Origin of the sequence: uncultured Methylobacterium sp. (assembly GCF_964242245.1) — a bacterium.
In the GTDB taxonomy this organism is placed as follows: domain Bacteria; phylum Pseudomonadota; class Alphaproteobacteria; order Rhizobiales; family Beijerinckiaceae; genus Methylobacterium.
The window spans coordinates 26,255-52,051 of record NZ_CAXTBY010000007.1 but is presented as its reverse complement, the minus strand read 5'-3'; the positions used below and the strand labels follow the sequence as shown (position 1 = coordinate 52,051).

Genomic DNA, 25,797 nt, shown 5'->3' with positions numbered 1-25,797 from the left:
CGGTGAGTGCTGCGGTCGGACGGCGCGCGATCGAAGGCGTCGGTCATGGCGCCGCTCCCGGATCGCCGCCGGACGGCGCCCAGAGCCGTTCGGCGAAGAAGCGCTCGCGCAGCAGCATGACGAGGGCCGCGCGCTTGTGCGGAAAATCGAAGCTCTTGATCCGGGCAAAGCCCGAACGTTCGAGGTTGCGCAACTGCTGGACGTGATCCGCCCGCGGTTCGCCGACGATGCGCTCCGTCCGGGGATCGTCGAGAAAGAGGGCATGCATCAGGGAGGGGAGCCAGGCCGACACGAACGCCCTGCCGCGAAAAGCGTCCTCGCCGATCAGGACGTGCCAGCCGCGGTCGTAGTCCTGCACGTCGTAGAATGGCGCGAGACGGTTCTCCTTGGCCCAATAGACCTCGAAATAGCCGAACGGCTCGCCGTCGAAGGCGCCGATCAGGGGGATCATGTGCGGGTCGGCGATCAGCGCCGACAGGTAGGCCGCATGCTTGGCCCGCTCGCCGGCCTCGCCCCAGGCCGCGTCGACGCGCGGGTCGTTCATCCAGCGATGCAGCGTGTCGAGGTCGTGATCGAGCGTCGCGGCACGGAACGACAGCGTACGACCGAGCCAGGGGATGAAGCGGGCATAGACGAGGCCGTCGGGCTTGGGCGCCCTCAAAGGGTGACGCTTGCCCTCGCTCATGACGAGGCGAGCCGGAAAATCACGCTGCGCCAGGGTCGCGAGCCACGGCTCGGGGCGCTGCCACAGCATGTCGACATGGACGGTGAGCGCCTCGCCCTCGGCTACCGCGAGCCCCTGGGCGCGTAGGGGCGAAGCGATCGGCGCGAAGCTTGTGGGGTCGAGGGCGATGCGGTCGGCCTCGGGCCGGGTCGCCGAGACCAGGGCGAAGGCCGCCGTGGCATGGCGGACGTCGCCCTCCGGAAGGGCCGAGCCGTCCTCCACGGCCAGGCGCGGGATCGCCTCGTCGGCAAACCGAAGGCGCAGTCCGACACGGCCCTCGCCGACGACGCTGAGGCGATCGCCGTCACGATGGACGTCGAGCGGTCGCCCCGAGGATTCATAGCAGCGAAAGGCGCAGGTCGTCGGCAACGGCACGTCCCGTGGTCTTTTGGGGGACCGGTCCGGCGGCGCTCGTGGCGCGTCGCGGGTCGGTCGTCGAAGGAGAGGACGTTCGGACGGGACGCCGATTTAGGGGCGGCGCGAAGTTTTTTCGCGATCCCTCGGGTAAATTTCCGTGCCGCTCCGCCGTCCTTACCTTCGAGACCGAGCAACGGACGGGATCCATGGCCTTCGACGACGGCGACGCGACCTTCCTCGTGGTGATCAACGACGAGGCGCAATATTCGATCTGGCCTTCCTACCGTCCCGTCCCCGCGGGGTGGTCGGCGTCGGGGTTCTCGGGAACCAAGACCGCCTGCCTTGCCCATATCGACGAGGTCTGGACCGACATGCGGCCGATGAGCCTGCGCCGCGCCCTCGACGGCGCCCACTGACCCCAGGCACGACACCCTCAGGACCAGGACACCCGATGACCGACGTCGTCCAGCGCGAGCCGATCGCGGTTGCGCCCGTCGTGGATTACGTGCGCCACCTGCGCTGGCTCGCCGCGCATCATCCCGGGGCGCAGGCCCTGCGCTTCCTGGACGATCCGAGCGGAGGGGAGCTCTGCGTCGATTATGCATCCCTCGATCGCCGCACCAGGGCGATCGCGGCGCGGCTGCAGGCGTCGGTCACGCCCGGCGCCCGCGTCTGCCTGATGCTCGAGACCGGGCTCGACTATGTCGCCGGCTTCCTCGCCTGCCTCCATGCCGGCGCGATTGCCGTCCCGGCCTTCCCGCCGGAGCCGCGCCGGGCCCAGCACCAGGCCCGGCTCGCCGCGATCGTCGCCGATTGCGAGCCCACCGTGATCCTGGTCCATCGGCAGGCTCGCGACACGGTGCCGGCCATGGCTGGCTCCGGCGCGCAGGTGATCGCGGTGGAGGACATCGACACGGCCGAGGCCGAGGCCTGGCGCGAATGGCTGCCGACGCCCGACACGATCGCCTTCCTGCAATACACCTCGGGGTCGACGGCCAGCCCCAAGGGCGTCGTCGTCGCCCATGCCAATCTCATGGCCAACGAGCGCCTGATCGGCGACGGGTTCCCGTTCCGGCCCGACGACGTGATGGTGAGCTGGCTCCCCCTCTACCACGACATGGGCCTGATCGGGGGGATGCTGCAGCCGATCCATGCCGGCATTCCCGCCGTGCTGATGTCGCCCAAGCACGTCCTCGGCCGGCCGGCGCGGTGGCTTGAGGCGATCACGCGCTTTGGCGCCACGGTGAGCGGCGGCCCGGACTTCGCCTTCCGGCTCTGCGCCGACCGGATCGACGACGCCGCGCTGGCCCGCCTTGACCTGTCGACTTGGCAGATCGCTTTCTCGGGATCGGAGATGGTACGGGCCGAGACCATGGCGGCCTTCGTCGCACGCTTCACTCCGGCGGGCTTCGATGCCCGCGCTCTGCGCCCCTGCTACGGACTGGCGGAAGCGACCCTGTTCGTCTGCGCCGGGCATCGGGGCGAAGGCCTGCGCAGCCTCGCCCTCGACCCCGACGGACTTGCCGAGGGAAGGGCCGTGCCCGACGAGGACGGGAGCCGGATCGTCGATTGCGGGCTGGCCCAGCCGGACCATCCGATCCTGGTCGCCGGCCCCGATGGGGCGGCGGTCCCCGACGGGACCGTGGGCGACGTGCTGGTCTGCGGCCCGAGCCTGGCCCAGGGCTACTGGCGCAACCCGCGGGCCTCGGCCGAGACTTTCGTCGAACGGGACGGCCGTCGCACCCTGCGCACCGGCGACCTCGGGTTCCTGAAGGACGGCCGGCTGTTCCTGGTCGGGCGCGCCAAGGACCTGATCATCCTGCGCGGCCAGAACGTCTATCCGCAGGACGTCGAGCGGGCGGTGGAGGAGGGTGTCGAGATCCTTCGCCAGGGGCGGGTCGCAGCCTTCTCGATCGAGCGGGACGGCCGCGAGGGCATCGGGGTCGCCGTCGAGGTGTCGCGGTCTGTGCAGAGGCTGGTCGCCCCCGAGGCGCTCGCCACTCTCGTCGCCGAGACCGTCGGCGACGCCTTCATGGAGACCGCCCGCGTCGTCGTGCTGCTCAACCCGGGCGCACTACCCCGCACCTCGAGCGGCAAGCTGCAACGGGCCGCCACCCGTCGCGGCTGGGAAGAGGGCAGCCTCGACGCCTATGCGATCGTCGAGGGCGGTCGCCGGGTCGGCGCCGAACCCGTCGCTCCGGCGACGTCGACGAGAACGCAGGCGCGCCTCGCCGCGCTCTGGGTCTCGGTGCTCGGGCGCGAGGATATCGGCGCCGACAGCCACTTCTTCGCGCTCGGGGGCGATTCCCTGGCGGCGATCCGCCTGCTGACGGCCATTCGCGAGGCCATGGCGGTGGCGCTGCCGGCGCCAATCCTGTTCGCGCATCCCCGCCTAGGGGCCTTTGCCGAGGCGGTCGACCGGTTGATGGCCTCTGGGACCGCCCCCATCGCGATCCCGCCGGCGGCGCGCGGCGGCATGCTTCCCCTGTCCTTCGCGCAGGAGCGGCTTTGGGTCGAGGCCGAGTTCGGCGAGGGCGTCGGGCATCACATCGCGGGCGGTCTGCGGCTGACGGGTCCCCTCGATCGGCGGGCGCTCGACGAGGCCCTGGTCGCGCTCGCCAGCCGCCACGAGGCCTTCCGTACCCGCCTGCATCGGCGCCCCGACGGAGGCGCGATGCAGACGATCGACGCGGTGCCCGCCGCCGTGGCACTGCCCGTCACCGACCTGTCGCCTCGTCCGCTGGATCGGCGCGAGACGGATCTGGCCCTGCTCTCTCGCGAAGAAGCCGAGCGGCCGTTCGATCGCGACGGCGGCCTGCTGATGCGGTTCGCCCTTGTGAGGCTGAGGGAGGACGCGCATGTGCTCCTCGTCACGATGCACCACATCGTCTGCGACGGCTGTTCGATGCGCGTGCTGCTGCGCGACCTGCCGGCCCTCTACGCGGCGGCCGTCGAGGGGCGCCAAGCCGATCTGCCCGCACTCGCGATCCAGCCCGCCGACCTCGCCGCCTGGCAGAGGGACGAGGTTCGGCGGGGCGCGATGGAGACCGACCTCGCCTGGTGGCGGCAACGGTTCGCCGCCCCCGTCGCCGAACTGATGCTCGGCCAACGCCGGACGGAGGCGCGGGGACCGACCGGACGGCATCCCTTCGTCATCGACGTGACCGTCGGGGACGGGATCGCACGATGCGCACAGGAAACCGCCACCTCGCCCTTCGCGGTGATGGTGGCGGCCTTCGCCGTCTTCCTCGGCCGCTTCGGCGGTACCCGCGATCTGCGCATCGCCATGCCGGTGGCCGGCCGGCATCACCCGGGCAGCCAGGATCTCGTCGGTGTGTTCGTCAACACTCTGGTGGTCCCGGTCACCGTTGCCGCCTCCGCGACCCTGCGCGACCTCGTCGGTCGGGTGTTCGCCGACCTGAGCGAGGCGCAGGGCCATCAGGACCTGCCCTTCGAGCGGCTGGTGGAGGCCCTGGGAATGCCCCGCGCCTCGGGCCGCAACCCGCTGGCCCAGGTGATGATCAGCCAGCAGCCCGCTGGTCTCGGGGTGCTCGGACGGGCCGGCGGCCTCACCTTGGAGGCCTTCGGCGAGGATACCGGCGCGCCGCCCTACGACCTCGTCCTCGAGATCGCACAGGTCGACGGCGCGCCGAGGGGCACCTTCGCCTATGATCAGGCACTGTTCGATGCCGACACGATCGCGCGCTTGGAGCAGGGTTTCCTGAGGCTTCTGACGTCCGCGGTGTCGTGTCCGGACGCGCGTGTCGACGGGTTCGCGCTCGTATCGGCGGCGGAGCTGGCGCGGCTCTCGAGCCCCCTCCCCGGCCCGCTGCCGCTGGTGGAAGCAACGGTGCCGGAGCTGATCGCCGCCGCCGCCCGCGCCAGGCCCGACGCCCCGGCGGTGATCTGCGGGCAGGCCACCACCACCTTCGCCGCGTTGGAGGCCGAGGCCGATCGCCTCGCCCGCCGGCTGGTTCGGCGCGGCCTGCGTCCCGAGGAGCCGGTCGCGGTGGCGATGCCGCGCGGCGCCGCCCAGATTGCGATCTTCCTCGCGATCATGCGGGCCGGGGCCGCCTTCCTTCCCCTCGATCCCGCCCAGCCGCCCGAGCGGAGTACCGCCATCCTGAAGGCCGCCGGCGTCCGCCTCGTCGTCGGCGCCGGCAGCGCCCTCGACGACCTGCCGGCCCTCGACGGCGTCGCGCACCTCGACGCCGAAGAGTCGGACGAGACGGAAGATCCCGTCCCCATGCCGGCCCTGCATCCCGGCCAGCTCGCCTACGTGATCTTCACCTCCGGCTCCACCGGCACGCCCAAGGGCGTCGGCGTGGCGCATGGGCCGCTCGCCATGCATGTCCGCGCCACCGGCGCCGTCTACGAGACCGGCCCCGACACCCGCGAACTCCACGTCCTGTCGATGGCCTTCGACGGCGCCCAGGAACGCTGGATGGTGCCGCTGGCCTTCGGTGGCTGCGTCGTGCTCAAGCCCGACGGGCTCTGGACCCCGCGCCAGGCCCTCGACGCGATGGAGCGGTTCGGCGTCACCCATGCCGGCTTTCCCACCGCCTACATGCACCCCCTCGCCCTCGAGGCGGCCCGCGCCGGCACGCCCCCCACCCCGCGCTCCTACGCCTTCGGCGGCGAGGCGCTGTCCCGCGAAAGTTTCGGGCTGATCGGGCGGGCGCTGGCGCCGACGTTCCTCATCAACGGCTACGGACCGACCGAAGCGGTGATCTCGCCGCTGGTGTGGAAGGTCGGCCCCGAGGCGGCGGTGGAGAGGCCTCACGCCCCGATCGGCCGGGCGGTGGGGACACGCCGGGCGCTGATCCTCGACGCTTCGCTGCAACCGGTGCCGGTGGGGGTGACGGGAGAACTCCATCTCGGCGGCGACGGCCTGGCGCGGGGCTATCTCGGCCGGCCCGGCGAGACGGCGGCGCGGTTCCTGCCCGATCCGTTCGGGGCGCCGGGGTCGCGGATGTACCGGACCGGGGATCTGGCGCGCTGGCGGCCGGACGGGACGGTGGAGTATCTCGGGCGCAGCGACGCCCAGGTGAAGCTGCGCGGGTTCCGGATCGAGCTCGGCGAGGTCGAGGCGGCGCTCCTGGCCCAGGAGACGGTGGCGGCGGCGGCCGCCTGCGTGAGGCCGGGTCCGGCCGGGCCGATGCTGGTGGCCCATGTGGTGCCCGCACCGGGGGCCGGGCTCGACGCCGCGGCGCTGCGGGCGGCCTTGGCGCGGCGCCTGCCCGACTACATGGTGCCCGCGCGGATCGTGCCCCTGGAGCGCCTGCCGCTGACCCCTGCGGGCAAGCTCGACCGGGCCGCCCTGCCCGAGCCCGAACCCCTGCCCGAGGCCGATCCCGGCGACACCCGCCCCCTCACCGACACCGAAAGCCGCATCGCCCGCATCTGGGCCGAGGCGCTGGGATTGCCCGGCATCCCGCCCGATCAGAACGTGTTCGAGGCCGGCGCCGATTCCATCCTGATCCTCCAGGTCGTCGCACGCCTGCGCGAGGCCGGTTTTTCGGCGACCCCCCGCCAGGTCTTCGAGCACCAGAGCGTCGCCGCCCTGGCCGCCGGTCTCGTCCCCTTGGATGCGGCACCGGCCCTTCCTCCCGTCCCCGACGGCCCCTCTCCGCTGACCCCGATCCAGAGCTGGTTCTTCGACCAGCCGATGTCCCGGCGCGACCACTGGAACCAGTCCCTCGAACTCGAGATCCGCGAGCCCCTGGACCGCAACCGCCTCGGCCGTACTCTCCAAAAACTCGTGGCGCATCACGACGCCCTGCGGCACCGGTTCCGCCAGGACGCCGACGGCTCCTGGACACAGGAACCGGTCGCGCCGGAGACCCTGGGGGCGCCCCTCACCGTCGCGCGCGAGACTCGCCCCGCCTTTGCCGAAGCCGAACGCAGCCTCGACCTCGCCAGCGGCCGGGTGTTCGCCGCCGTGCTGGCGGGCGACTCCGCGAGCGGCCAGCGCCTTCTGCTGACGGCGCACCATCTCGTGGTGGATGCCGTCTCGTGGCGCATCCTGCTCGCCGATCTCGATGCGCTCTACCGGGACGAGACTGCCCCGCTGCCCACTACCCCCTCCTCCCGCGCCTTCGCCCATCACCTGACGAGCCTCGCCCCGAGGCCCGGCGAGCGCGAGGTCTGGATCGCGGCCCTGGCGGGTCCGTCCGTCCGCCTGCCGGTGGACGATCCCGAAGGCGCCCGAACCCGGCGCCAGGCATGCGAGACCGTCGTCACCCTCGATCCCGTCGTCACCGCCCGCCTCGACCGGGCGAGGGCCGCCTATCGCCTGCGCTTCGATGAGATGATCCTCACCGGACTCGCCCGCGCCATCGCGGGCTGGGCCGGCGGCGATGCCATCCGCGTGTCGATCGAGCGCCACGGGCGATCCGGCTGCGTGCTCCCCCTCGACCGCACGGTCGGCTGGTTCACAACCGTGTTTCCCGTGCGTCTCGACGTGTCGGGCGATCCAGGCCGAGCCTGCAAGGCCGTCAAGGAGGCTTTGCGTGCGGTGCCGGACGACGGCGCCGGCTTCGGTCGGCTGCTCTATTGCGGCGATTCGCAGGACCGGGCCGCCCTCGCCGCCTTTCCCGCACCGGAGGTCGCGTTCAACCATCTCGGGCAGGTCGACGGCGTCGCGCGGAGCGACCTCTTTGCCATCGACCGAGGGTCGATGCGGCTCTCGACCGATCCCGATGCTCCCATCGGGGCCGAACTCGTCGTCGACAGCTTCGTGTCCGAGGGCGCACTGACCTTGCGTCTCGGCTATAGTGGCGCGCAATTCGAGCCGGCGACCATCGCCGGTCTCGCGGACAGGCTGAAAGCCGATCTCGCGGCGCTGGCCGAACATGGCTGCGACCCTGCCATCGGCGGGGCGACACCCTCGGATTTCCCCCTCGCCGGTCTGACCCAAGGCGAACTCGACGCCCTCGACCTGCCCTGGCGCACCGTCGCCGATCTCTATCCGCTCACCCCGGCCCAGGCCGGGATCCTGTTCCATGCCCTGGCGGCACCCGATTCGGGGCTCTACGTCAATCAGCTGAGCGTCACCATCGACGGTCTCGACCCCGCCCGCTTCGAGACCGCCTGGCAACGCGCCATCGACCGCCACCCCGTCCTGCGCACCGGGTTTCTCTGGGCCGAGGGACTCGCCGCGCCGCTCCAGGTCGTCCACGCCCGCGCGACGCTGTCGGTGCGACAGGTCGACGGAGCCGGCCTGTCGCCGGCGGCCCTCGCCGATCTGGCGGAGAGCGAGCGCGCCCTCGGCTTCGATCTCGTGGCCCCTCCCCTAATGCGCCTCGTCCTCGTCGCCCTGGGCGAGGGCCGGCACCGTCTGATCTGGACGTGCCACCACCTCGTCCTCGACGGCTGGAGCAACGCCCGCCTCGTCTCGGAGGTGCTGCGCGCCTATGCCGGCGAGGCGGTGCCGGCGCCCAGAGCCCTGTTCCGCGACCATCTCGCGACGCTGGCGCGCCGCGCTCGCGCGGCCGACGAAGCCTACTGGCGCGGCCGCCTGGCGTGCCTCGACGAGCCAAGCCTCCTCGCCCCGGCCTGTACCGGCGAGGGTGGCCGGATGGGTCACGCCGTCATCGAGACGGCGCTCGGCGAGGCGCGGATGGCGCGGCTGAGGGATCTCGCCCGGTGCGAGCGCGTGACGCTCGCCACGCTCATGGAGGCCGCCTGGGCGATCACCCTCGGACGTTTCACCGGCCGCGCTAGGGTGGTCTTCGGGATCGCCGTCTCCGGCCGCCCGGCGGACGAGACGGCCTTGCACGACGTGCTCGGCCTGTTCATCAACACCCTGCCGCGGATCGTGGCGCTGCCAGCTCAAGAGCCCATCGGCGACTGGCTGCGGCGGATCCAGGCCGAGGCGGTGGCCCTGCGCGACCACGACCTGGCGCCCCTCGTCGAGGTCCAGGGCTGGGCCGGCCGCAGCGGACGGGCCTTGTTCGACAGCCTTCTCGTCGTAGAGAACTACCCCATGGATGCCGTGGTGCGCGAGCGCAGCCTCGGCGGCCTCGCCTTCGGTCCCGTCTCGACCATCGAGGCGACCGACGTACCGCTCACCCTCTCGCTCCTGCTCGATGCCGATCCGCGTCTGAGCTGGAGCGTCGACCTGGCCGCGATCTCCCGTGCCGACGTCGCCCGGCTGAGCGCCACGCTCCTGCACGTGCTCGACCGCCTCACGCAGGAGGCCGCCCTGCCGCTCGGGAGGCTGGTTCCCGCCCTGCCCGACGAAGTCGCCGCCGCCCGCCGCCGGGCGGGCGCCCGTCTGCACCTGCCCGCGATGCCGGCGGTCCACGCGCGCATCGCTGATCAGGCCAAGGCCCGTCCGCAGGCGATCGCCGTGACCGATGCGGATCGGTCCCTGACCTATGCGGATCTCGATGCCCGCGCCGGCCGCCTCGCCCACCACCTCGTGCGGGAGGGCGTGCGGCCGGGGACGCTGGTGGGTCTCTGCGCCGGCCGCTCCCTCGAACTCGTCGTCGGCCTCCTGGCGATCCTGAAAAGCGGGGCCGCCTATCTGCCCCTCGACCCGACCTATCCGGCCGAGCGCCTCGCCTTCATGCTGGCCGATTCCGGCCTGTCCACCATCGTGGCGACGGCCGATGCCGCCCGCTCGCTCCCCCCCGGTGCGCCGCGCCCGATCCTCGTCGACCGCCCCCTGCCCGACGAGACCGGCCCGGTCGCGCTGCCGGACACCGTTCCCGAGCAGCCGGCCTACGTGATCTACACCTCCGGCTCGACCGGACGGCCCAAGGGCGTCGTCGTCAGCCACGGCAACGTCGCCCGGCTGCTCGCCGCCACCCAAGACAGGTTCGGGTTCGGGAAGTCCGACGTGTGGACGCTGTTCCACGCCTACGGCTTCGACTTCTCGGTCTGGGAAATCTTCGGCGCGCTCTGCCATGGCGGCCGGCTCGTGGTGGTGCCGCACGCGGTCGCCCGCGCGCCGGACGCTTTCCTCGATCTGCTCGTGGCCGAACGCGTCACGGTGCTCAACCAGACGCCGTCGGCCTTCCGGCCGCTGATGCAGGCCGCGCTCGCACGGGCGGACGGCCCCGATCTCGCCCTTCGCCACGTGATCTTCGGCGGCGAGGCCCTCGACGTCTCAGGCCTGGCGCCCTGGTTCGCGCGGTTCGGCGACGCCGCCCCCCGCCTCGTCAACATGTACGGCATCACCGAGACCACGGTTCACGTCACCGACCGTCCCCTCGCGACGGCGGATGCGCGAGGGGCCGGCAGCCCGATCGGCGAGGCCCTCGCCGACCTCGCCCTGCACCTTCTCGACGAGGCCGGCGATCCGGTACCGGACGGCGTGCCCGGCGAGATCTGCGTCGGGGGAGCCGGCCTCGCGCAGGGCTATCTTGGCCGGCCCGGCCTCACCGCCGCGCGCTTCGTGCCCGACCCGTTCGGCGGGCCGGGCGCCCGGCTCTACCGCAGCGGCGATCTCGCCCTGCGCAGGCCGGATGGGACGCTGCACTATCTCGGCCGGGCCGACGGTCAGGTGAAGCTGCGGGGTTTTCGCATCGAGACGGGCGAGGTCGCCGCCGCGCTGAGGGCAGAGCCTAGTATCCGCGATGCCGCCGTGGTCCTGCGCCAATCCCCGGGCGGGCCGATGCTCGTGGCCTATGTGGTGGGCGAATCGCCCGATCCGGCGGCTCTGCGCGCGGCCCTCGCCCTGCGCCTGCCCGAGCACATGGTGCCGGCCCATGTCGTCGGGGTGCCGGCCCTGCCGCTCACCCCCAACGGCAAGCTCGACCACGCGGCCCTGCCCGCCCCAGCGGCGCTGCCGGACCTGCGCCATCCGCCGCAGGGGTCGACGGAAACCGCCATGGCCGCGATCTGGCGGGAGGTGCTCGATCTCGCCAAGATCGGCCGCGACGACGATTTCTTCGCGCTGGGCGGCCACTCCCTCACGGCGGCCGAGGTCGCCATGCGCATCCGCCAAAAACTCGGCCTGACGATCCCGATCCGGGCCTTGTTCGAGGCGCGGACCCTTCGAGACCTCGGCCGGGTGATCGACGAGGCCGCGTCCGCACGGCGCGACGAGGCCGCCGACATTGCGGCGATGGACGACCTCCTCGCCGGCCTGGAGGCCTGAGATGGGAATCGCCGCGACCGATCTGAGCCGGCGCTTCCGCCGCCTTCCCGCCGACAAGCGCCGGCTGTTCCTGGCGGCCCTGGCGGAGAAGGGCATCGCCTTCGGGAGCCTGCCGATCGTGCCCGCCGAGGAGGCCGGTCCCGCGCCGCTTTCCTACGCCCAGGAACGGCTCTGGCTGATGGGGCGCATGGGGGGCGACCCGGCCCTGCTCCACATCGCGGGCGGCCTGGATCTGACGGGCGCGCTCGATACGGCCACCCTCGACCGCGCGATCGGGCAGCTGATCGCGCGGCACGACGGGCTGCGCACCGGATTTCGCGCCACTGACGGCGACGGGGTCGAGGCCTTCGTCGCGCCTGTGAACGCGAGCGTGCTGCGCGTGGAGGACCTCTCGGCCCTCGACGCCGCGAGGCGGGACGAGCGCGCCGCCGCCCTGTCGGTCGAGGAGGCGCGCCGGCCCTTCGACCTTGCCGCCCCACCCTTGATGCGGGCCCTGCTGCTGCGGCTCGGCCCGGACCGCCATCGCCTCCTCCTGACGATCCATCATCTCGTCTGCGACGGCCGGTCCGTCGACATCCTGCTCGACGACCTGCTCCGCCTCTACACCGACGGCCCTGCGGCCGAGCTTCCCCCGTTGCCGATCGCCTATGGCGACTACGCCCGCTGGCAGCGCGACTGGCTCGAGGCCGGCGAACGCGAGCGCCAGCTCGCCTGGTGGCGTGCCCAGTTCGGGACCGGCGACGCGGTGATCGCGCTGCCCAGCGACCGGCCGCGGCCGGCGCTCCAGAGCTTTCGCGGCGCGGCGGTGACGTTCTCGCTCGATGCCGCAGGAGCGGAGTCTCTGCGCGCCGTCGCCCACTCGGCCGGGGCGACGCAGGCGATGGTGCTGTTTGCCGCGCTGGCGCTCCTCCTCTCTCGCTACACCGGCGAGCGCGATCTCAGGATCGGCGTACCGGTGGCCAACCGGGGCCGGCCCGAGACCGAGCACGTCGTCGGCCTGTTCGTGAACACCCTGGCGATCCGGATCGCCGTCGATCCGGCCGAGAGCTTCGCCGACCTCGTCGGCCGCGTGCGTGCCGCCTTCGTCGAGGCGCAAGAGCACCAGGATCTGCCTTTCGAGCAACTGGTCGAGGCCCTGCAGACGCAGCGCAGCGTCAGTCACACCCCCCTGGTCCAGGTGATGCACACCCACCGGGTCGAGGCCGGGACCGCCCTGCGGGCCGGCGGTCTCGCCGTGGAGCCGTTCGCACGCGAAACCGGGGGGATCCAGTTCGATCTCGCGCTGGAGAGCGTCGAGACGGGCGCCGGAATCGCGGGCGCGTTCGGCTATGCCCGCGACCTGTTCCAGCGTGCCACCATGGAGCGCCTGCGCGACGGTTTCCTGAGGCTTCTGACGTCCGCGGTGTCGTGTCCGGACGCGCGTGTCGACGGGTTCGCGCTCGTATCGGCGGCGGAGCTGGCGCGGCTCTCGAGCCCCCTCCCCGGCCCGCTGCCGCTGGTGGAAGCAACGGTGCCGGAGCTGATCGCCGCCGCCGCCCGCGCCAGGCCCGACGCCCCGGCGGTGATCTGCGGGCAGGCCACCACCACCTTCGCCGCGTTGGAGGCCGAGGCCGATCGCCTCGCCCGCCGGCTGGTTCGGCGCGGCCTGCGTCCCGAGGAGCCGGTCGCGGTGGCGATGCCGCGCGGCGCCGCCCAGATTGCGATCTTCCTCGCGATCATGCGGGCCGGGGCCGCCTTCCTTCCCCTCGATCCCGCCCAGCCGCCCGAGCGGAGTACCGCCATCCTGAAGGCCGCCGGCGTCCGCCTCGTCGTCGGCGCCGGCAGCGCCCTCGACGACCTGCCGGCCCTCGACGGCGTCGCGCACCTCGACGCCGAAGAGTCGGACGAGACGGAAGATCCCGTCCCCATGCCGGCCCTGCATCCCGGCCAGCTCGCCTACGTGATCTTCACCTCCGGCTCCACCGGCACGCCCAAGGGCGTCGGCGTGGCGCATGGGCCGCTCGCCATGCATGTCCGCGCCACCGGCGCCGTCTACGAGACCGGCCCCGACACCCGCGAACTCCACGTCCTGTCGATGGCCTTCGACGGCGCCCAGGAACGCTGGATGGTGCCGCTGGCCTTCGGTGGCTGCGTCGTGCTCAAGCCCGACGGGCTCTGGACCCCGCGCCAGGCCCTCGACGCGATGGAGCGGTTCGGCGTCACCCATGCCGGCTTTCCCACCGCCTACATGCACCCCCTCGCCCTCGAGGCGGCCCGCGCCGGCACGCCCCCCACCCCGCGCTCCTACGCCTTCGGCGGCGAGGCGCTGTCCCGCGAAAGTTTCGGGCTGATCGGGCGGGCGCTGGCGCCGACGTTCCTCATCAACGGCTACGGACCGACCGAAGCGGTGATCTCGCCGCTGGTGTGGAAGGTCGGCCCCGAGGCGGCGGTGGAGAGGCCTCACGCCCCGATCGGCCGGGCGGTGGGGACACGCCGGGCGCTGATCCTCGACGCTTCGCTGCAACCGGTGCCGGTGGGGGTGACGGGAGAACTCCATCTCGGCGGCGACGGCCTGGCGCGGGGCTATCTCGGCCGGCCCGGCGAGACGGCGGCGCGGTTCCTGCCCGATCCGTTCGGGGCGCCGGGGTCGCGGATGTACCGGACCGGGGATCTGGCGCGCTGGCGGCCGGACGGGACGGTGGAGTATCTCGGGCGCAGCGACGCCCAGGTGAAGCTGCGCGGGTTCCGGATCGAGCTCGGCGAGGTCGAGGCGGCGCTCCTGGCCCAGGAGACGGTGGCGGCGGCGGCCGCCTGCGTGAGGCCGGGTCCGGCCGGGCCGATGCTGGTGGCCCATGTGGTGCCCGCACCGGGGGCCGGGCTCGACGCCGCGGCGCTGCGGGCGGCCTTGGCGCGGCGCCTGCCCGACTACATGGTGCCCGCGCGGATCGTGCCCCTGGAGCGCCTGCCGCTGACCCCTGCGGGCAAGCTCGACCGGGCCGCCCTGCCCGAGCCCGAACCCCTGCCCGAGGCCGATCCCGGCGACACCCGCCCCCTCACCGACACCGAAAGCCGCATCGCCCGCATCTGGGCCGAGGCGCTGGGATTGCCCGGCATCCCACCCGATCAGAACGTGTTCGAGGCCGGCGCGAACTCGCTGATCGCGCTGCGCGTCCTCACCGCGCTGGAGGCGGCGTTTCCGGGCCGTTCGCCCACCATCGCGGACCTCTTCAACAACCAGACCGTCGCGACGCTGGCCGCCGCGCTTGCCGCGGATGCGGTCGGCACGGCGCAGGTGGTGCGGCTGACCCGGTCCGGCACGCAGCCGCTGCTGTATTGCCTCCCGGGCCTGATGGTGAACACCCGCGAATACGCGCCGCTCGCCCGCCGGCTCGGGCCGGACCAGCCGGTGAGCGGCTTCGTCTGCTACTCCCTCACGGAGGCGCGCAAGAGCGTCGTCTCGGTGGAGGACATCGCCGCACGCTACGCCGAGGTCATCCGCACGGAGTGCGGCGGGCGGCCCTGCACCCTGCTCGGCTGGTCCTGGGGCGGTGTGCTCGCGTTCGAAGCCGCGCGGATGCTCGGGTCGGATATCGATCTGAACTTCGTCGGCATGCTCGACGTCTGCGACCTCGACGTGTCCTTCGCGGTCGGCGCCCTGCCCGACCTCACTCCCGAGGCGACAGAACGCCTGGAGCGCCAGGTCGGCGCCTGGCTTGAACGATCGCCGATGCGGGGCGATTGGGAGGACCTGTTCGGGCGGATGGACCCGGGCCTCAGGGTCCAGCTCCTGGCCTATGTCCAGGCGAGCGGCGCGCCCCTGCCGCTGGACGGCCCCGGCCTCGGCAGCAAGGAATACGAGTTCTGGACCTTCGTCGACAACACGCTGCTGTTCCGCCGCTACCGGGCACGGCCGTTCGCGTGTCCAGTGCGGGTCTGGCTCGCCGGCGAGTCGATTGCCCGCGGCCTCAACCACGTCGACTGGAGCCGCCTCACCCCTCGCGTCGAGAGCGTCGACGTCATCGCAGGGGTCACGCACCGTCAGATCGTCGATGCGCCCGCCTTCCACGACAGCTTCGCGGGTCGCCTCACGACCAGGCCGCGAGATCCGGACAACCGCCTCCGACCGGCCTCGGCAGATCACGATGGAGCGGGTGAGAAGACCAGAATCACCGGCTCGGCCACGACAGCGAAACCCATCCCGGCATAGAGCCGCTCGACGGTTCCGCCGGCGACGCATTGCAGGACGATCGTCCGCGCGCCTGCCTCCGCCGCCGCTGCGATGGCCGCACGCGTGACGGCGGTGCCCCAACCCCGGCCCTGCCGGCTCGCGCGGGTGCCGACGTTGTACAGGCCCGCGAGGTCTCCGGCGACGTAGACCGAGGCGCAGGCGACCGGCTCGTCGGCCTCGCTCAGGGTAAGGTGGCGCGCCGCCACGCCCTCGACAGCACGCGCGCCGCGTAAGGTCGGCACGAAGACGGCCTGCGCCACGGCATTGATCGCCGGATCGGCGAAGAGGTCGCCGCAGACGCTCAGGAAGGCGGAACCCGGAGCCGGATCGGTGCCGATGTCGAGGGATGCGGGGGCCGCCTCGGTCGCCGCGCACGAGCGCGCCATCCAGCGCGTGTGGAAGACACCGGCGAGGTCGGGCCGGCCGGCATGGCGGTCAGCCTCGCCGGGATCGCGCGCCAGGATCGCCGGCAGGCGCTCGCGCCGGGCGGCCATAACGCGCACCCAGGCGATATCGTGACTGCCCACGGCAAGGTTGAACCCCGGCTCCGCGATCCCGTCCGACCAGAGGTAGCGCGCACCATCTTCGCCCTCGTCGACGCCGGACACATAGCACCCCGCCTGCATGCGCAGATGCGCATCGAGCATCCGCTCGAACCCCAGTGACGCCATACTCGTCCCCTTTCTGGTTTTGCCTCAGTCCTGGTGAGGGTAATACCACCATCGCTTATGGCTAGTCATCACATTCGCTGATAGTTTGGAGTTTAGAACTCTTCCATTTCCAGAATAGTCTCAGGATTTTGATCTTGAAATCAGCGGCTCTTCGTTCACATAAACGGCGCGAAGCGGTCGGGTCGGGCGTCACGCTGCCGGACGCCGTGCCGGCACGAACACGAAAGAAGGCAGGCCATGGCAGGACAGGTGGTTGCGCACCCTCATGCGGCTCGGACGACCGCCCTGCTCGATGCGGTGGTCCGCGAGCAGGCCGATCTCGTCGCTCACGCGGCCCGCATCCTTCACGACCGGACCTCGGCGGAGGACGTGGTGCAGGAGGTGACATTGAGGCTGTGCCAGGCCGATTGTCCGGATGCGGTCGGCGCACCGGCCCCTTATCTCCGGCGGATGGTCCGCAATGCCGCGATCGATTGCGCCCGCCGGGCGCTTCGCGAGCGATGCCACTCGATCTCCGACGCCGAGGCCGAGACGATCGCGGCCCCCTGCGCTTGCCCGCATCAGCGCCTGGAGGATTGCCAGGCCCTCAAGGCCGTCCTCGCGGCGCTCGAAGCGGCACCGGAGCGGACACGGCGGGTGTTCCTGGCCCATCGCCTCGACGGCGTTCCGCAGAAGGACCTCGCCCGGGAAATCGGTGTCTCGCCGACGCTGGTCAATTTCATGATCCGGGATGGGACCGCCCTGTGCCGCGCCACGGCGTGACCGCTCGATCAGGCGGTGGCGGCAAGGAAGGTGGCGCGCAGGCGCGCGATCAATTTTTCTTCGTGGGCGCGGATGAAGAAATGGCCTCCGGGCCAGATCTCGACGTTGAGCGAGCCGCCGAGCGCGCGTCCCCAGCCCGCGAGAAGGCCCGGCGGATTGTCGGCATCGTCCTCGCCCCCGAGGATGGTGGCTTCCACCGGCAGCGGCGCGGCCTCGCGCGGGCGGTAGCCGGAGACGAGGCGGTAATCGGCCCGCACCACCGGCAGGACCAGGGCGAGCAGGTCGGGGCGGGCGAACACCTCGGCCGGCGTGCCGCCCAGACGCGTCATCCGCGCCACCAGATCGGCGTCGGTGAGGTCCGCCTCGGCGGTGGCAGCCTCCGGCGGCCGCCGCCCGCTCAGCACCACGTGCGCCGGCCGCGATCCCCGATCGACCAGGGTCCGCGCGACCTCGAAGGCGAGCAAAGCGCCCATCGAATGCCCGAAGAGAACCAGCGGCTTTTCGGGGAGCGCCAGGATCTCGTCCGCGATCCCGGCGGTGAGGCCGACCAGGTCCGTGGCGAAGGGTTCGCCGAAACGGGTTCCGCGGCCAGGCAGCTCGGCCGTCGCGACTTCGGCCGTTCCGGCGAGGGCCACCTCGATCGCCGCATAGGACGAGGCGCTGCCGCCCGCGAAGGGAAGGCAGACCAGGCGGGCCGGGGCCGCCCGGTTGCGGGGACGGCGGGTCAGGGTCGGTCCGGGCAAGCGGTCACGTCTCCACGAGGGTGGCGATCGGGTTCGATTCCAAAGACTATAGCGGTCGTCAAAGCATAGACTATCGGTCGTCGTCAAAGACGATCGACAGCATCGACCTTGCCATCCGTGGTTTAGAATGCCTGAAAAGTAGATCGCACATGTTGTCGTTCCAGGGGGCATCGTCTAAGGCGGTGCGCCGCGTGGACATCCGGTCGAAACGCCCCAGACGAGGATCTCGCCGTGACAGCACTGGTCTCGCAGGCCCGGGTTCCGCTCGCCGATGCCGGAGAGGCCATCGCCACCCTGTGCGCGCATTTCCTCGACCACGACATCCCGGTGGACCAATGGCCGGGGAAGGGCATCATCGCCTTCGACGTCGGCACCGGCCAGTTGGAAGCCGCCCCCGACGGTCTGACCCTGCGGGCCGAGGCCGGCGACGCGTTGGGCCTGGCGGTGGTCAAGTTCATGCTGGCCTCCCACCTTCAGGAACTGCCCTCGGCATCGACGGCCCCCATCGTCTGGACCGGCGACGGCTGTGGGGAAGCGACCCTGCCGAGCCTGCGCGAAGTCCGTGTCCGCCGGGTGGCCGACCTGACGCCGCGGATGCGCCGCGTCACGTTCCACGGCGCCGATCTCGCCCGCTACGACGCGCACGACATGCACGTCCATCTGCTGATCCCGCCCGAGGGGCAGCCCCCGGTGTGGCCGGTCCCTGGAATCGACGGCATTCCGGTCTGGCCGCAGGGCGAGGCCGCGCCGGCCCTTCGCAGCTACACCCTCCGCCGGATCGACGTGGCCGCAGGTGAGATCGACATCGATTTCGCCCTGCACGAGGATGCCGGTCCCGGCGCGTCCTTCGCGCGGCGGGCCCGGCCCGGCGACGTCGCGGGGCTCCTCGGCCCCGGCGGCCGCAGCGCGGGACCGGCCGATTGGACCCTGCTCGTCGGGGACGAGACCGCCCTGCCGGCGATCGGCCGCATCCTCGAACGCCTGCCCGCGCAGGCCGAAGGAATCGCGGTGATCGAGGTCGGGGACGCCGTGGATGAATTGCCGCTCGTCCATCCCGAGGGCGTCGCCCTGCGCTGGCTCCATCGCGGCAACGCACCGGCGGGCTCGACGACGCTGCTCCAGGATGCGTTGCGCGCGATCCCGATCCCCGATGACCGCACCGTCTTCGCCTGGTCCGGCACCGAGTTCGAGACCTTCAAGGCCCTGCGCGCGCATTGGCGAAAGACGTGCAAGCTCGACCGGACCCAGCATCTGGCGGTGGCCTATTGGCGGCGCGGCGCGGCCGAGGACGCCAAGGACGATACATGAGGGACGACGCATGAGGGACGACGCGTGAGCGCAGTCCTTGGGATGATCGACCTCGCACCGCTCAGGGCGAGCCATGGCTTCCGGCTGCTCTATGCCGCGCGGGCCGCGTCTTTCCTGGCGTTCGGGGTGCTCGGCGTCGCCGTCAGCCTCCAGATGTATAGGCTGACGGCCTCCTCGCTCCAGGTCGCGCTCCTGAACGCGGCAGTGGCCGCGCCGATGGCGGTCTCGCTGATGGCCGGCGGCTGGCTGGCCGACCGGTTCGACCGGCGCGCGGTCATGGTGTGGTCGCGCGGCGCCCACCTCCTGTGCATCCTGATCCTGATGGGCAATGCCGTCCTGGGCGAGCCCCTGGTCTGGCCGATCTATTTGGCCGCCGTCGTCGGGGGCGTCACCTTCGGCTTCGGCATGCCGGCCCTGATGGCGGCGACCCCGGCCCTCGTCGGGCGCGAGCACCTGGCCGGGGCGGCCGCTCTGACGGCGGTGGCAGCGCAGGCCGGCGCCATCACCGGCCCGTTCCTGGCCGGCGCGATCACCGCCTCGGCCGGACTTTTGGCCTGCTACGCCTTCGTCGCCGTGGCCTCGGGGCTGACCCCGATCCTGCTGGCGCTGCTGCCCGCGCTGCCGCCGGGACCGGCCGGAGCCAGGGCCGGGAACGACGGCCTTCTCGGAGGTCTGCGGTATCTGCGGCATTCGCCCCTGGTGTCGAGCCTGCTCCTGATCGATCTCGCCGCCCTGATCCTCGCGGTCCCCTACGTGCTGCTTCCGGAATTCGCGACGACGGGGCTCGGCGGCGGCCCGGACAGCATCGGCCTCCTCTATGCGGCCCCGTCCGTGGGCGCCCTCATCGGCGCGCTCGGTTCGGGACCGGCCGGCGCGAGCCCCCATGCCGGCCGTTGGCTCGTTGCCTGCGTCGCCGTCTGGGCGCTCGCCTGCATGGCGCTGGCGGGAGCCTCGTCGGTCCCGGCGGCCGTGGCCTGCCTCGTGGTCTTAGGGGGGGCGGCCAGTCTCGCCGGCATCCTGCGCGCGGCGCTGATCCAGCGGTCGACGCCGTACGCGATGCTCGGGCGCGTGTCGAGCCTCTGGGTGCTGGAGGAGACGATCGGACCGGCGCTCGGCGGCATGCAGGCGGGGGCGAGCGCCCATGCCACGTCGGCACGCGTCGCCATGCTGGCCGGAGGTGCGGCCTGCCTCGCCGCGACCGCTATCATCGCCGCCCTCGTGCCGGCCCTGCGCCGGGCGAGCCTGGCGCCGGAGGCCGAACCGGACGTCGCCTGCAATGCCCGGTGATGGCATGCTCCCGTTGCGCGTCCTCGCCAACGTCCTCGTTCTCTTCGTCTTTCTCACCCCCCTCCCGCGCGCGGCGGCGGAACCGGCGGCGCTTCGCATCGCCGCCCTCGATTGGGGCGCCGTCGAACTCATCCTCGGCCTCGGCCTCGTGCCCGTCGCGGTGACGCAGCCCGAGGGCTACAACCGCGCCGTGGTCGCGCCGACCCTGCCTCCGAGCGTCGTCGATCTCGGCCTCGTGGTCGAGCCAAACCTCGAACTGTTGGCGAGCCTGAAGCCCGACATCATCCTGGGCAATCCGCTCCAGGTGGCGGCCCAGGGCGATCTCCTCCGGCGCATCGCGCCGACCGAGGCGGTCTCGGCGAATTCCGGGTCAGGCTCTCCCTACGAGGGCGCCAGAGCCGAGACGCGCCGTCTGGCGGCACGGCTCGGGCGCGACGCCGAAGGCGAGGCACTGGAAGCGCGCACCGATGCGCTCCTCGAGGCCGCCTCGCGCGCCTGTCCCGGCGAGGGGCGTGCGGTCTACCTGATCTGGATCGTCGACCATCGCAACGTCGTCGTTTACGGCACCAAGAGCCTGTTCCAGCCGGTGCTCGATCGCATGGGCCTCGTCAACGGCTGGACCGGCCCCACCAACGGCTACGGCTTTGCCGTGGTCGGCGTCGAGCAACTCGCGGGCGTATCGGGGGCGCGCTTCATCCATATCGGCCCGGTGCAATCGGATGCGGCCCGGGCGCTCGCCGACAGCCGGCTCTGGCAAAGCCTGCCGGCCCTGCGCGAGCGGCCGATGGCGACCCTTGCGCCGGTCTGGTTCTACGGCGGCCTGCCGGCGATCGGACGCTTCGCCACGCTGATGGCCGACCTCGTCCGGGAGGAGTGCCACCGTGGCTGAGGCCGCGCTCGGCTTGGGCGCGCCGACCCCTGCCCGCCGTAACAGCACGGCGCTGCTGATCGGCGGGTTGGCGCTAGCCGCCGGCCTCCTCAGCCTGCGTGGCCTCACGGCGGATCTGCCCCTCGGCGCGGCCCTCGGCGCCCTGTGGAACCCGGATTGGGGCGACATCCGCCATGTGATCCTGCGCGAGAGTTGGCTGCCACGCCTCGTGACCGCCTGGCTCGCCGGGGCGGCGCTCGCCCTGTCGGGCACCGTGCTGCAGCAGACCCTCAAGAACCCCCTCGCCTCGCCCTCGACGCTGGGCGTCTCGGCCGGGGCGCAGCTCGCCCTCGCACTGGCGTCCCTGTTCGCGCCGGGCCTGTTCTCGCAGGGACGCGAGGCGGTCGCCCTCGCCGGGGCGGGGCTGGCGGCGCTCGCCGTCTTCGCCCTCGGCTGGGCGAGGGGCTTTGCGCCGCTCGCCCTGCTGCTCGCGGGGCTCGTGGTCGAGCTCTATTGCGGGGCGGTCGAGACGCTCCTCGTGATCCTGCATCAGGAACGGCTGTTCGGCCTGTTCGTGTGGGGTGCGGGCTCGCTCGCCATGAACGATTGGAGCGCCCCGGCCTATCTCGCCCCGCGGCTCGCCGGCGCGGCGGCCCTCGTCGCCCTGATGGCGAGGCCCCTCGCCCTCCTCGACCTCGACGACGCCCATGCCCGCAGCCTCGGCCTGTCCCTGGGCAAGGCCCGGTTCGCCGCCGTCGCCGTCGCGGTGGCGCTCGGCGGCTTCGTCGTCGCCGGCGTCGGCGTCATCGGCTTCGTCGGCTTCGCCGCCCCGATCCTGGTGCGGCTGACCGGAACCCGCCGCTTCGGCCGAAGGCTCGTGGCCGCCCCCCTGCTCGGCGCCGTGCTGCTGTGGCTCACCGATGCGGTGGTGCAATCCCTGGGCTCCGTCGTCCAGCTCCCCACCGGCGCCGTCGCCTCCCTCGTCGGCGTGCCGCTTCTCCTGTGGCTGCTGCCGAGGCTGACGGGCATCGGTTCGCTGCACGCCACGCCGACCCGAAGCGGGCCGCGCATCGCTCATCCCTGGCGCCTGATCCTCTCGGGAACCGCGCTCCTCGCCATCGTCGTCTGGGTCGCCCTGTCGTTCGGTCAAGATCCGGGCGGCTGGCGCTGGAGCACAGGCGAGACTCTCGACGCGCTGATGCCCTGGCGCGCGCCGCGGATCGGCGCCTCCCTGGCGGCCGGGGCGATGCTCGCCATTGCCGGGGCGATGATCCAGCGACTGACCGGCAACCCCCTGGCGAGCCCCGAGGTGCTCGGCATCAGTTCGGGGGCGGCGCTGGGCATCCTCATCGTCAGCCTCGCCCTCGGCACGCCCGACCGGGCGAGCCTGCTCGGCGCCGGAAGCCTGGGTGCCGGCGCCACCCTTCTGGCGATGCTGGCCCTGGGGCGGCGGGCGGCGTCGGCTCCCGAGCAGATGCTGCTCGCCGGCATCGGCCTGACCACCGGCTTCGGGGCGATCCTCACCATCCTGATGATCAGCGGCGACCCCTCGGTGGTGATGCTGCGGGGCTGGACCGCGGGCTCGACCTCGCGGGCGACGGCCGAGGACGCCCTCGTGGCGTCGGCCGTCCTTTGCCTCGGGCTGGCCGCCATTCCCTTCGTCCGGCGCTGGCTCGACCTTCTCCCGCTCGGGGCACCGACGGGCCGGTCGCTGGGCCTGGCGATCGGGCGCAGCCGCCTCGTCATCCTGGCCCTCGCCGCCGTCCTCACCGCGGCGGGGACACTGGTGGCCGGCCCGTTCAGCTTCGTCGGCCTCGTCGCCCCCCAGATCGCGCGCCTGATGGGCCTGTCCCGCGCCTCGACCCACCTCGCCGGGGCCGCCCTCATCGGCGGGGCGACCATGGTGGTGGCCGACGTCGTCGGGCGCATGGCGTTCTTCCCCTACCAGCTCCCCGCCGGGTTGATCGCGACGCTGGTGGGCGGCCCGTTCCTGATGGTGATGCTGGCCCGGCGATGATGGGGCCGAGGTATCGTTTAATTATTCCAAACAAGAATTGTTGTCCGTCGGCAACGCGCCCTGCCAATCGGTGCCTATTTCCGAGTCTAACCTTGCAGAAGACCGCATTTCTGAGAATGGTTTTCTAGTCGAGGTAAGGTCTTTTCCATTGGAATAATTCTAAACATCCAATGACCGCAGATCAGCGTCCATCCTCGGCCAAAGTGCAACTTTTCCAGTGTCAGGGCCGGTTTCGATGTCAGAGGGCATGCAGCAAAAGTCCGCAGGGTGCGGAAACGGACGTCTGGCCGGGGTCTCCCTCCTGGCGCTCGCGGCGATGGCGCCCGGCCTCGGGAGCGCATGGGCGCAGGGCGCGCCGAGCGCCGCCGCTGTGCAGCTTGAGACCCTGTCGGTGAGCGGGGCGGGCACCGGTTCGGGCGGAGCCGGGCTCACGGCGGCCACGCCGGCCAATTCCTACGTGGTGCCGAGGACGGCGACCGGCACCAAGACCAGCACGCCCCTGCGCGAGGTCCCCCAATCGATCTCCGTCGTCACCCAGAAGCAGCTCGAGGATCGCGGCGCCCAGAGTCTCGCCGACGCGCTCGCCTACAGCGCGGGCGTCTATTCCTCGCCGCAGGGCGACGACGGCCGTTTCGACCAGCTCATCATCCGGGGGTTCGATCAGACGATCCGCGGCGTCTACCGCGACGGCCTGCGCCTGCCCGTCACGAGCTTCTCGGGCTTTCCGCAGGAGCCCTACGGCGTCGAGCGCATCGACGTGCTGCGCGGGCCGACCTCGGGGCTCTACGGCCTCAACGATCCGGGCGGCCTCGTGAACTTCATCAGCAAGAAGCCCCTCGACGTGCCGTTGCGCGAGATCTTCGGCTCCTACGGCACCTACAACCGCAAGCAGTTCGGCTTCGATCTGAGCGGTCCGGTCGATCCCGAGAAGACCATCCTCTACCGCCTCACCGGCTTTCTCAGGAACGGCGGCACGCAGGCCGATTACACCGACCTCGACCGCATCTACATCGCGCCGGCGGTCACCTTCCGGCCGTCGGCCGATACCAGCCTGACCCTGCTCGGCAACTACCAGAAGGACAACACCGGCGACAAATACCGCCTGATTCCGCAATACTACACCAACGGCACCAGCCCGTTGCGGGCGAACCTGCGCGACCGCTTCCTTGGCGAGCCGAACTTCAACGGCTTCAAGGCCGAACGCGCCATGGCGGGCTACGAGTTCTCGCACCGCTTCGACGACGAATGGACCGTGCGCCAGAACCTGCGCTACGCCCATGCCTCCACCGATTACCGCAGCATCTACCCGACCGGCCTGAACGGGGCCTCGCCCTCGCTGCTCGCCCGCTCGGCCCAGACATGGCTGGAGGAATACGGCGTCTTCACCGTCGACACCCAGATCCAGCACGAGAAGGATTTCGGGTTCGTCAAGAACACCGCCCTGCTCGGGGTCGACTACAGCAGCATCAAGCACAAGAGCGATCAGACGGGCGGCCCCTCGGCGTCGTTCCTCGATCCGGGTCTGCTCACCGGCAACGTCACGCCGCTGATCGGGCCGATCGACGTGCTCAACCCGGTCTACGGCCAGACCGTCTCGGCGCTGCCGCGCACGCTGTTCAGCCGCCTGACCCAGGAACAGGTCGGTGTCTACGCCCAGGACCAGGTCAAATTCGCCAACGGCTGGCTGTTCAGCGCCAACGGCCGCTACGATTGGGTGACGACGAAGACCGACGTGCTCAACCCGGCCATCGACAACATCCGCAACCTCCTCAACGGCTTCGGCGTGCCCAACGCCATCCCGACCAATTTCGGCATCGCCCAGGACGCGCAATCCTACAGCGGCCGCGTCGGCCTCTCCTATCTCTTCGACAACGGGCTGACGCCCTACGTGGCGGCGGCGCGCTCATTCAACGTGCTGCCGTTCTACATCCAGTCGAGCACCGTCCAGCCCGTCCTCGGCCTGCCGGTGCCGACATCCTACGCGATCACGCCGGCCAAGCCCGAGATCGGCGAGACGATCGAGGGCGGCGTCAAGTTCCAGCCGCCGGGGTCGACGAGTTCGTTCCTGTTCTCCGTGTTCGACACCAAGAAGACCAATGCGCTCACCTTCGACGCGACCGATCCGCTCCAGCAGGCCTATTACCAGACCGGCCAGGTCGACGTGCGCGGCTTCGAGGTCGAGGCGACCCTCGACCTCTCGAACGGGTTCCGCCTGCTGAGCTCCCTCACCGCCCTCGATGCCAGCGTCACCAAGGACTCGCCGCCCGGCGGCGCCCTCAGCGCGGTGGGCAAGCGGCCGATCCAGGTGCCCAACGTCGTCATCTCGAACTGGGCCGACTACACCGTCCAGACCGGCCTGTTCCGCGGCCTCGGGTTCGGCGTCGGCGTGCGCTACGTCGGCGACACCTTCGCCGACGCCCAGAACACGCTTCAAGTGCCGGAATATTTTCTCGTGGATGCAGCGATCCGCTACACCTACGAGAACTGGCGCTTCCAGGTCGCCGCCAACAACCTGCTCGACCGGGTCTACGTCGGCACCTGCGCCCAGCTCGCGGGCTATGCCGGCTGCAACTACGGCGATGGCCGCCGCATCACCGGCTCGGTGACCTATCGCTGGTGACGGAGCAGCCGCACGGCCCGGGTCGTGATCCCCGGCGTCGGGTCTGCCGCCGGGCCGAGGTCTGGGATTGCCCTGGTTTGGCAGCACTTGCTCATCGAGCATCATACGAAATCCGTTCGATGGCT

At 71.7% G+C, this 25,797-nt stretch carries 12 protein-coding genes; 9 read left to right on the top strand and 3 right to left on the bottom strand.

Annotated elements, in window-relative coordinates; translation table 11 throughout:
- Nucleotides 1-43 precede the first annotated feature (43 nt).
- Complete coding sequence (locus ACFE8Y_RS03490; protein WP_375462996.1) at nucleotides 44-1,099, bottom strand: GNAT family N-acetyltransferase; 1,056 nt, start codon at nucleotides 1,097-1,099, stop codon at nucleotides 44-46.
- Nucleotides 1,100-1,287: 188 nt separating this feature from the next.
- Between ACFE8Y_RS03490 and ACFE8Y_RS03485 the strand changes: the two genes are divergently transcribed.
- The 3 genes from ACFE8Y_RS03485 to ACFE8Y_RS03475 are packed head-to-tail and all read left to right on the top strand — an operon-like array spanning nucleotide 1,288 to nucleotide 15,375.
- A complete protein-coding gene (locus tag ACFE8Y_RS03485) occupies nucleotides 1,288-1,497 on the top strand; it encodes an MbtH family protein (RefSeq protein WP_375462995.1) in 210 nt (69 codons plus the stop codon).
- A 35-nt stretch (nucleotides 1,498-1,532) separates the two neighbouring features.
- A complete protein-coding gene (locus ACFE8Y_RS03480) occupies nucleotides 1,533-11,189 on the top strand; it encodes an amino acid adenylation domain-containing protein (RefSeq protein WP_375462994.1) in 9,657 nt (3,218 codons plus the stop codon).
- A 1-nt stretch (nucleotide 11,190) separates the two neighbouring features.
- Nucleotides 11,191-15,375: an amino acid adenylation domain-containing protein gene (locus tag ACFE8Y_RS03475; RefSeq protein WP_375462993.1), complete on the top strand. Its 4,185-nt coding sequence runs from the start codon at nucleotides 11,191-11,193 to the stop codon at nucleotides 15,373-15,375.
- Here ACFE8Y_RS03475 and ACFE8Y_RS03470 read toward each other — a convergent pair.
- Nucleotides 15,306-16,067: a GNAT family N-acetyltransferase gene (locus ACFE8Y_RS03470; RefSeq protein WP_375462992.1), complete on the bottom strand. Its 762-nt coding sequence runs from the start codon at nucleotides 16,065-16,067 to the stop codon at nucleotides 15,306-15,308. The genes ACFE8Y_RS03475 and ACFE8Y_RS03470 overlap by 70 nt on opposite strands.
- A gap of 237 nt (nucleotides 16,068-16,304) precedes the next feature.
- Here ACFE8Y_RS03470 and ACFE8Y_RS03465 point away from each other — a divergent pair, with 237 nt between their 5' ends.
- Nucleotides 16,305-16,829 carry a sigma-70 family RNA polymerase sigma factor gene (locus ACFE8Y_RS03465; RefSeq protein WP_375462991.1) on the top strand — a complete coding sequence of 175 codons (525 nt, stop codon included), beginning with the start codon at nucleotides 16,305-16,307 and terminating at the stop codon, nucleotides 16,827-16,829.
- Nucleotides 16,830-16,837: 8 nt separating this feature from the next.
- On the opposite strand, the gene ACFE8Y_RS03460 is transcribed toward ACFE8Y_RS03465, so the two are convergent.
- Nucleotides 16,838-17,572 (bottom strand): thioesterase II family protein, encoded by a 735-nt coding sequence (locus ACFE8Y_RS03460; RefSeq protein ID WP_375462990.1) that lies wholly within the window; start codon nucleotides 17,570-17,572, stop codon nucleotides 16,838-16,840.
- 231 nt (nucleotides 17,573-17,803) lie between these two features.
- Between ACFE8Y_RS03460 and ACFE8Y_RS03455 the strand changes: the two genes are divergently transcribed.
- From ACFE8Y_RS03455 to ACFE8Y_RS03435, 5 genes are all read left to right on the top strand, one after another.
- Nucleotides 17,804-18,880, top strand: coding sequence for a DUF2218 domain-containing protein (locus ACFE8Y_RS03455; RefSeq protein WP_375462989.1), 1,077 nt, complete (start codon nucleotides 17,804-17,806; stop codon nucleotides 18,878-18,880).
- A gap of 24 nt (nucleotides 18,881-18,904) precedes the next feature.
- Nucleotides 18,905-20,167 carry an MFS transporter gene (locus tag ACFE8Y_RS03450; RefSeq protein WP_375462988.1) on the top strand — a complete coding sequence of 421 codons (1,263 nt, stop codon included), beginning with the start codon at nucleotides 18,905-18,907 and terminating at the stop codon, nucleotides 20,165-20,167.
- Nucleotides 20,168-20,171: 4 nt separating this feature from the next.
- Nucleotides 20,172-21,056: an ABC transporter substrate-binding protein gene (locus tag ACFE8Y_RS03445; RefSeq protein WP_375462987.1), complete on the top strand. Its 885-nt coding sequence runs from the start codon at nucleotides 20,172-20,174 to the stop codon at nucleotides 21,054-21,056.
- Nucleotides 21,049-23,052: a Fe(3+)-hydroxamate ABC transporter permease FhuB gene (gene fhuB / locus ACFE8Y_RS03440; RefSeq protein ID WP_375462986.1), complete on the top strand. Its 2,004-nt coding sequence runs from the start codon at nucleotides 21,049-21,051 to the stop codon at nucleotides 23,050-23,052. Before ACFE8Y_RS03445 ends, fhuB begins: the two co-directional genes overlap by 8 nt.
- A 247-nt stretch (nucleotides 23,053-23,299) precedes the next feature.
- A complete protein-coding gene (locus tag ACFE8Y_RS03435; RefSeq protein ID WP_375462985.1) occupies nucleotides 23,300-25,672 on the top strand; it encodes a TonB-dependent siderophore receptor in 2,373 nt (790 codons plus the stop codon).
- Nucleotides 25,673-25,797: the final 125 nt, after the last annotated feature.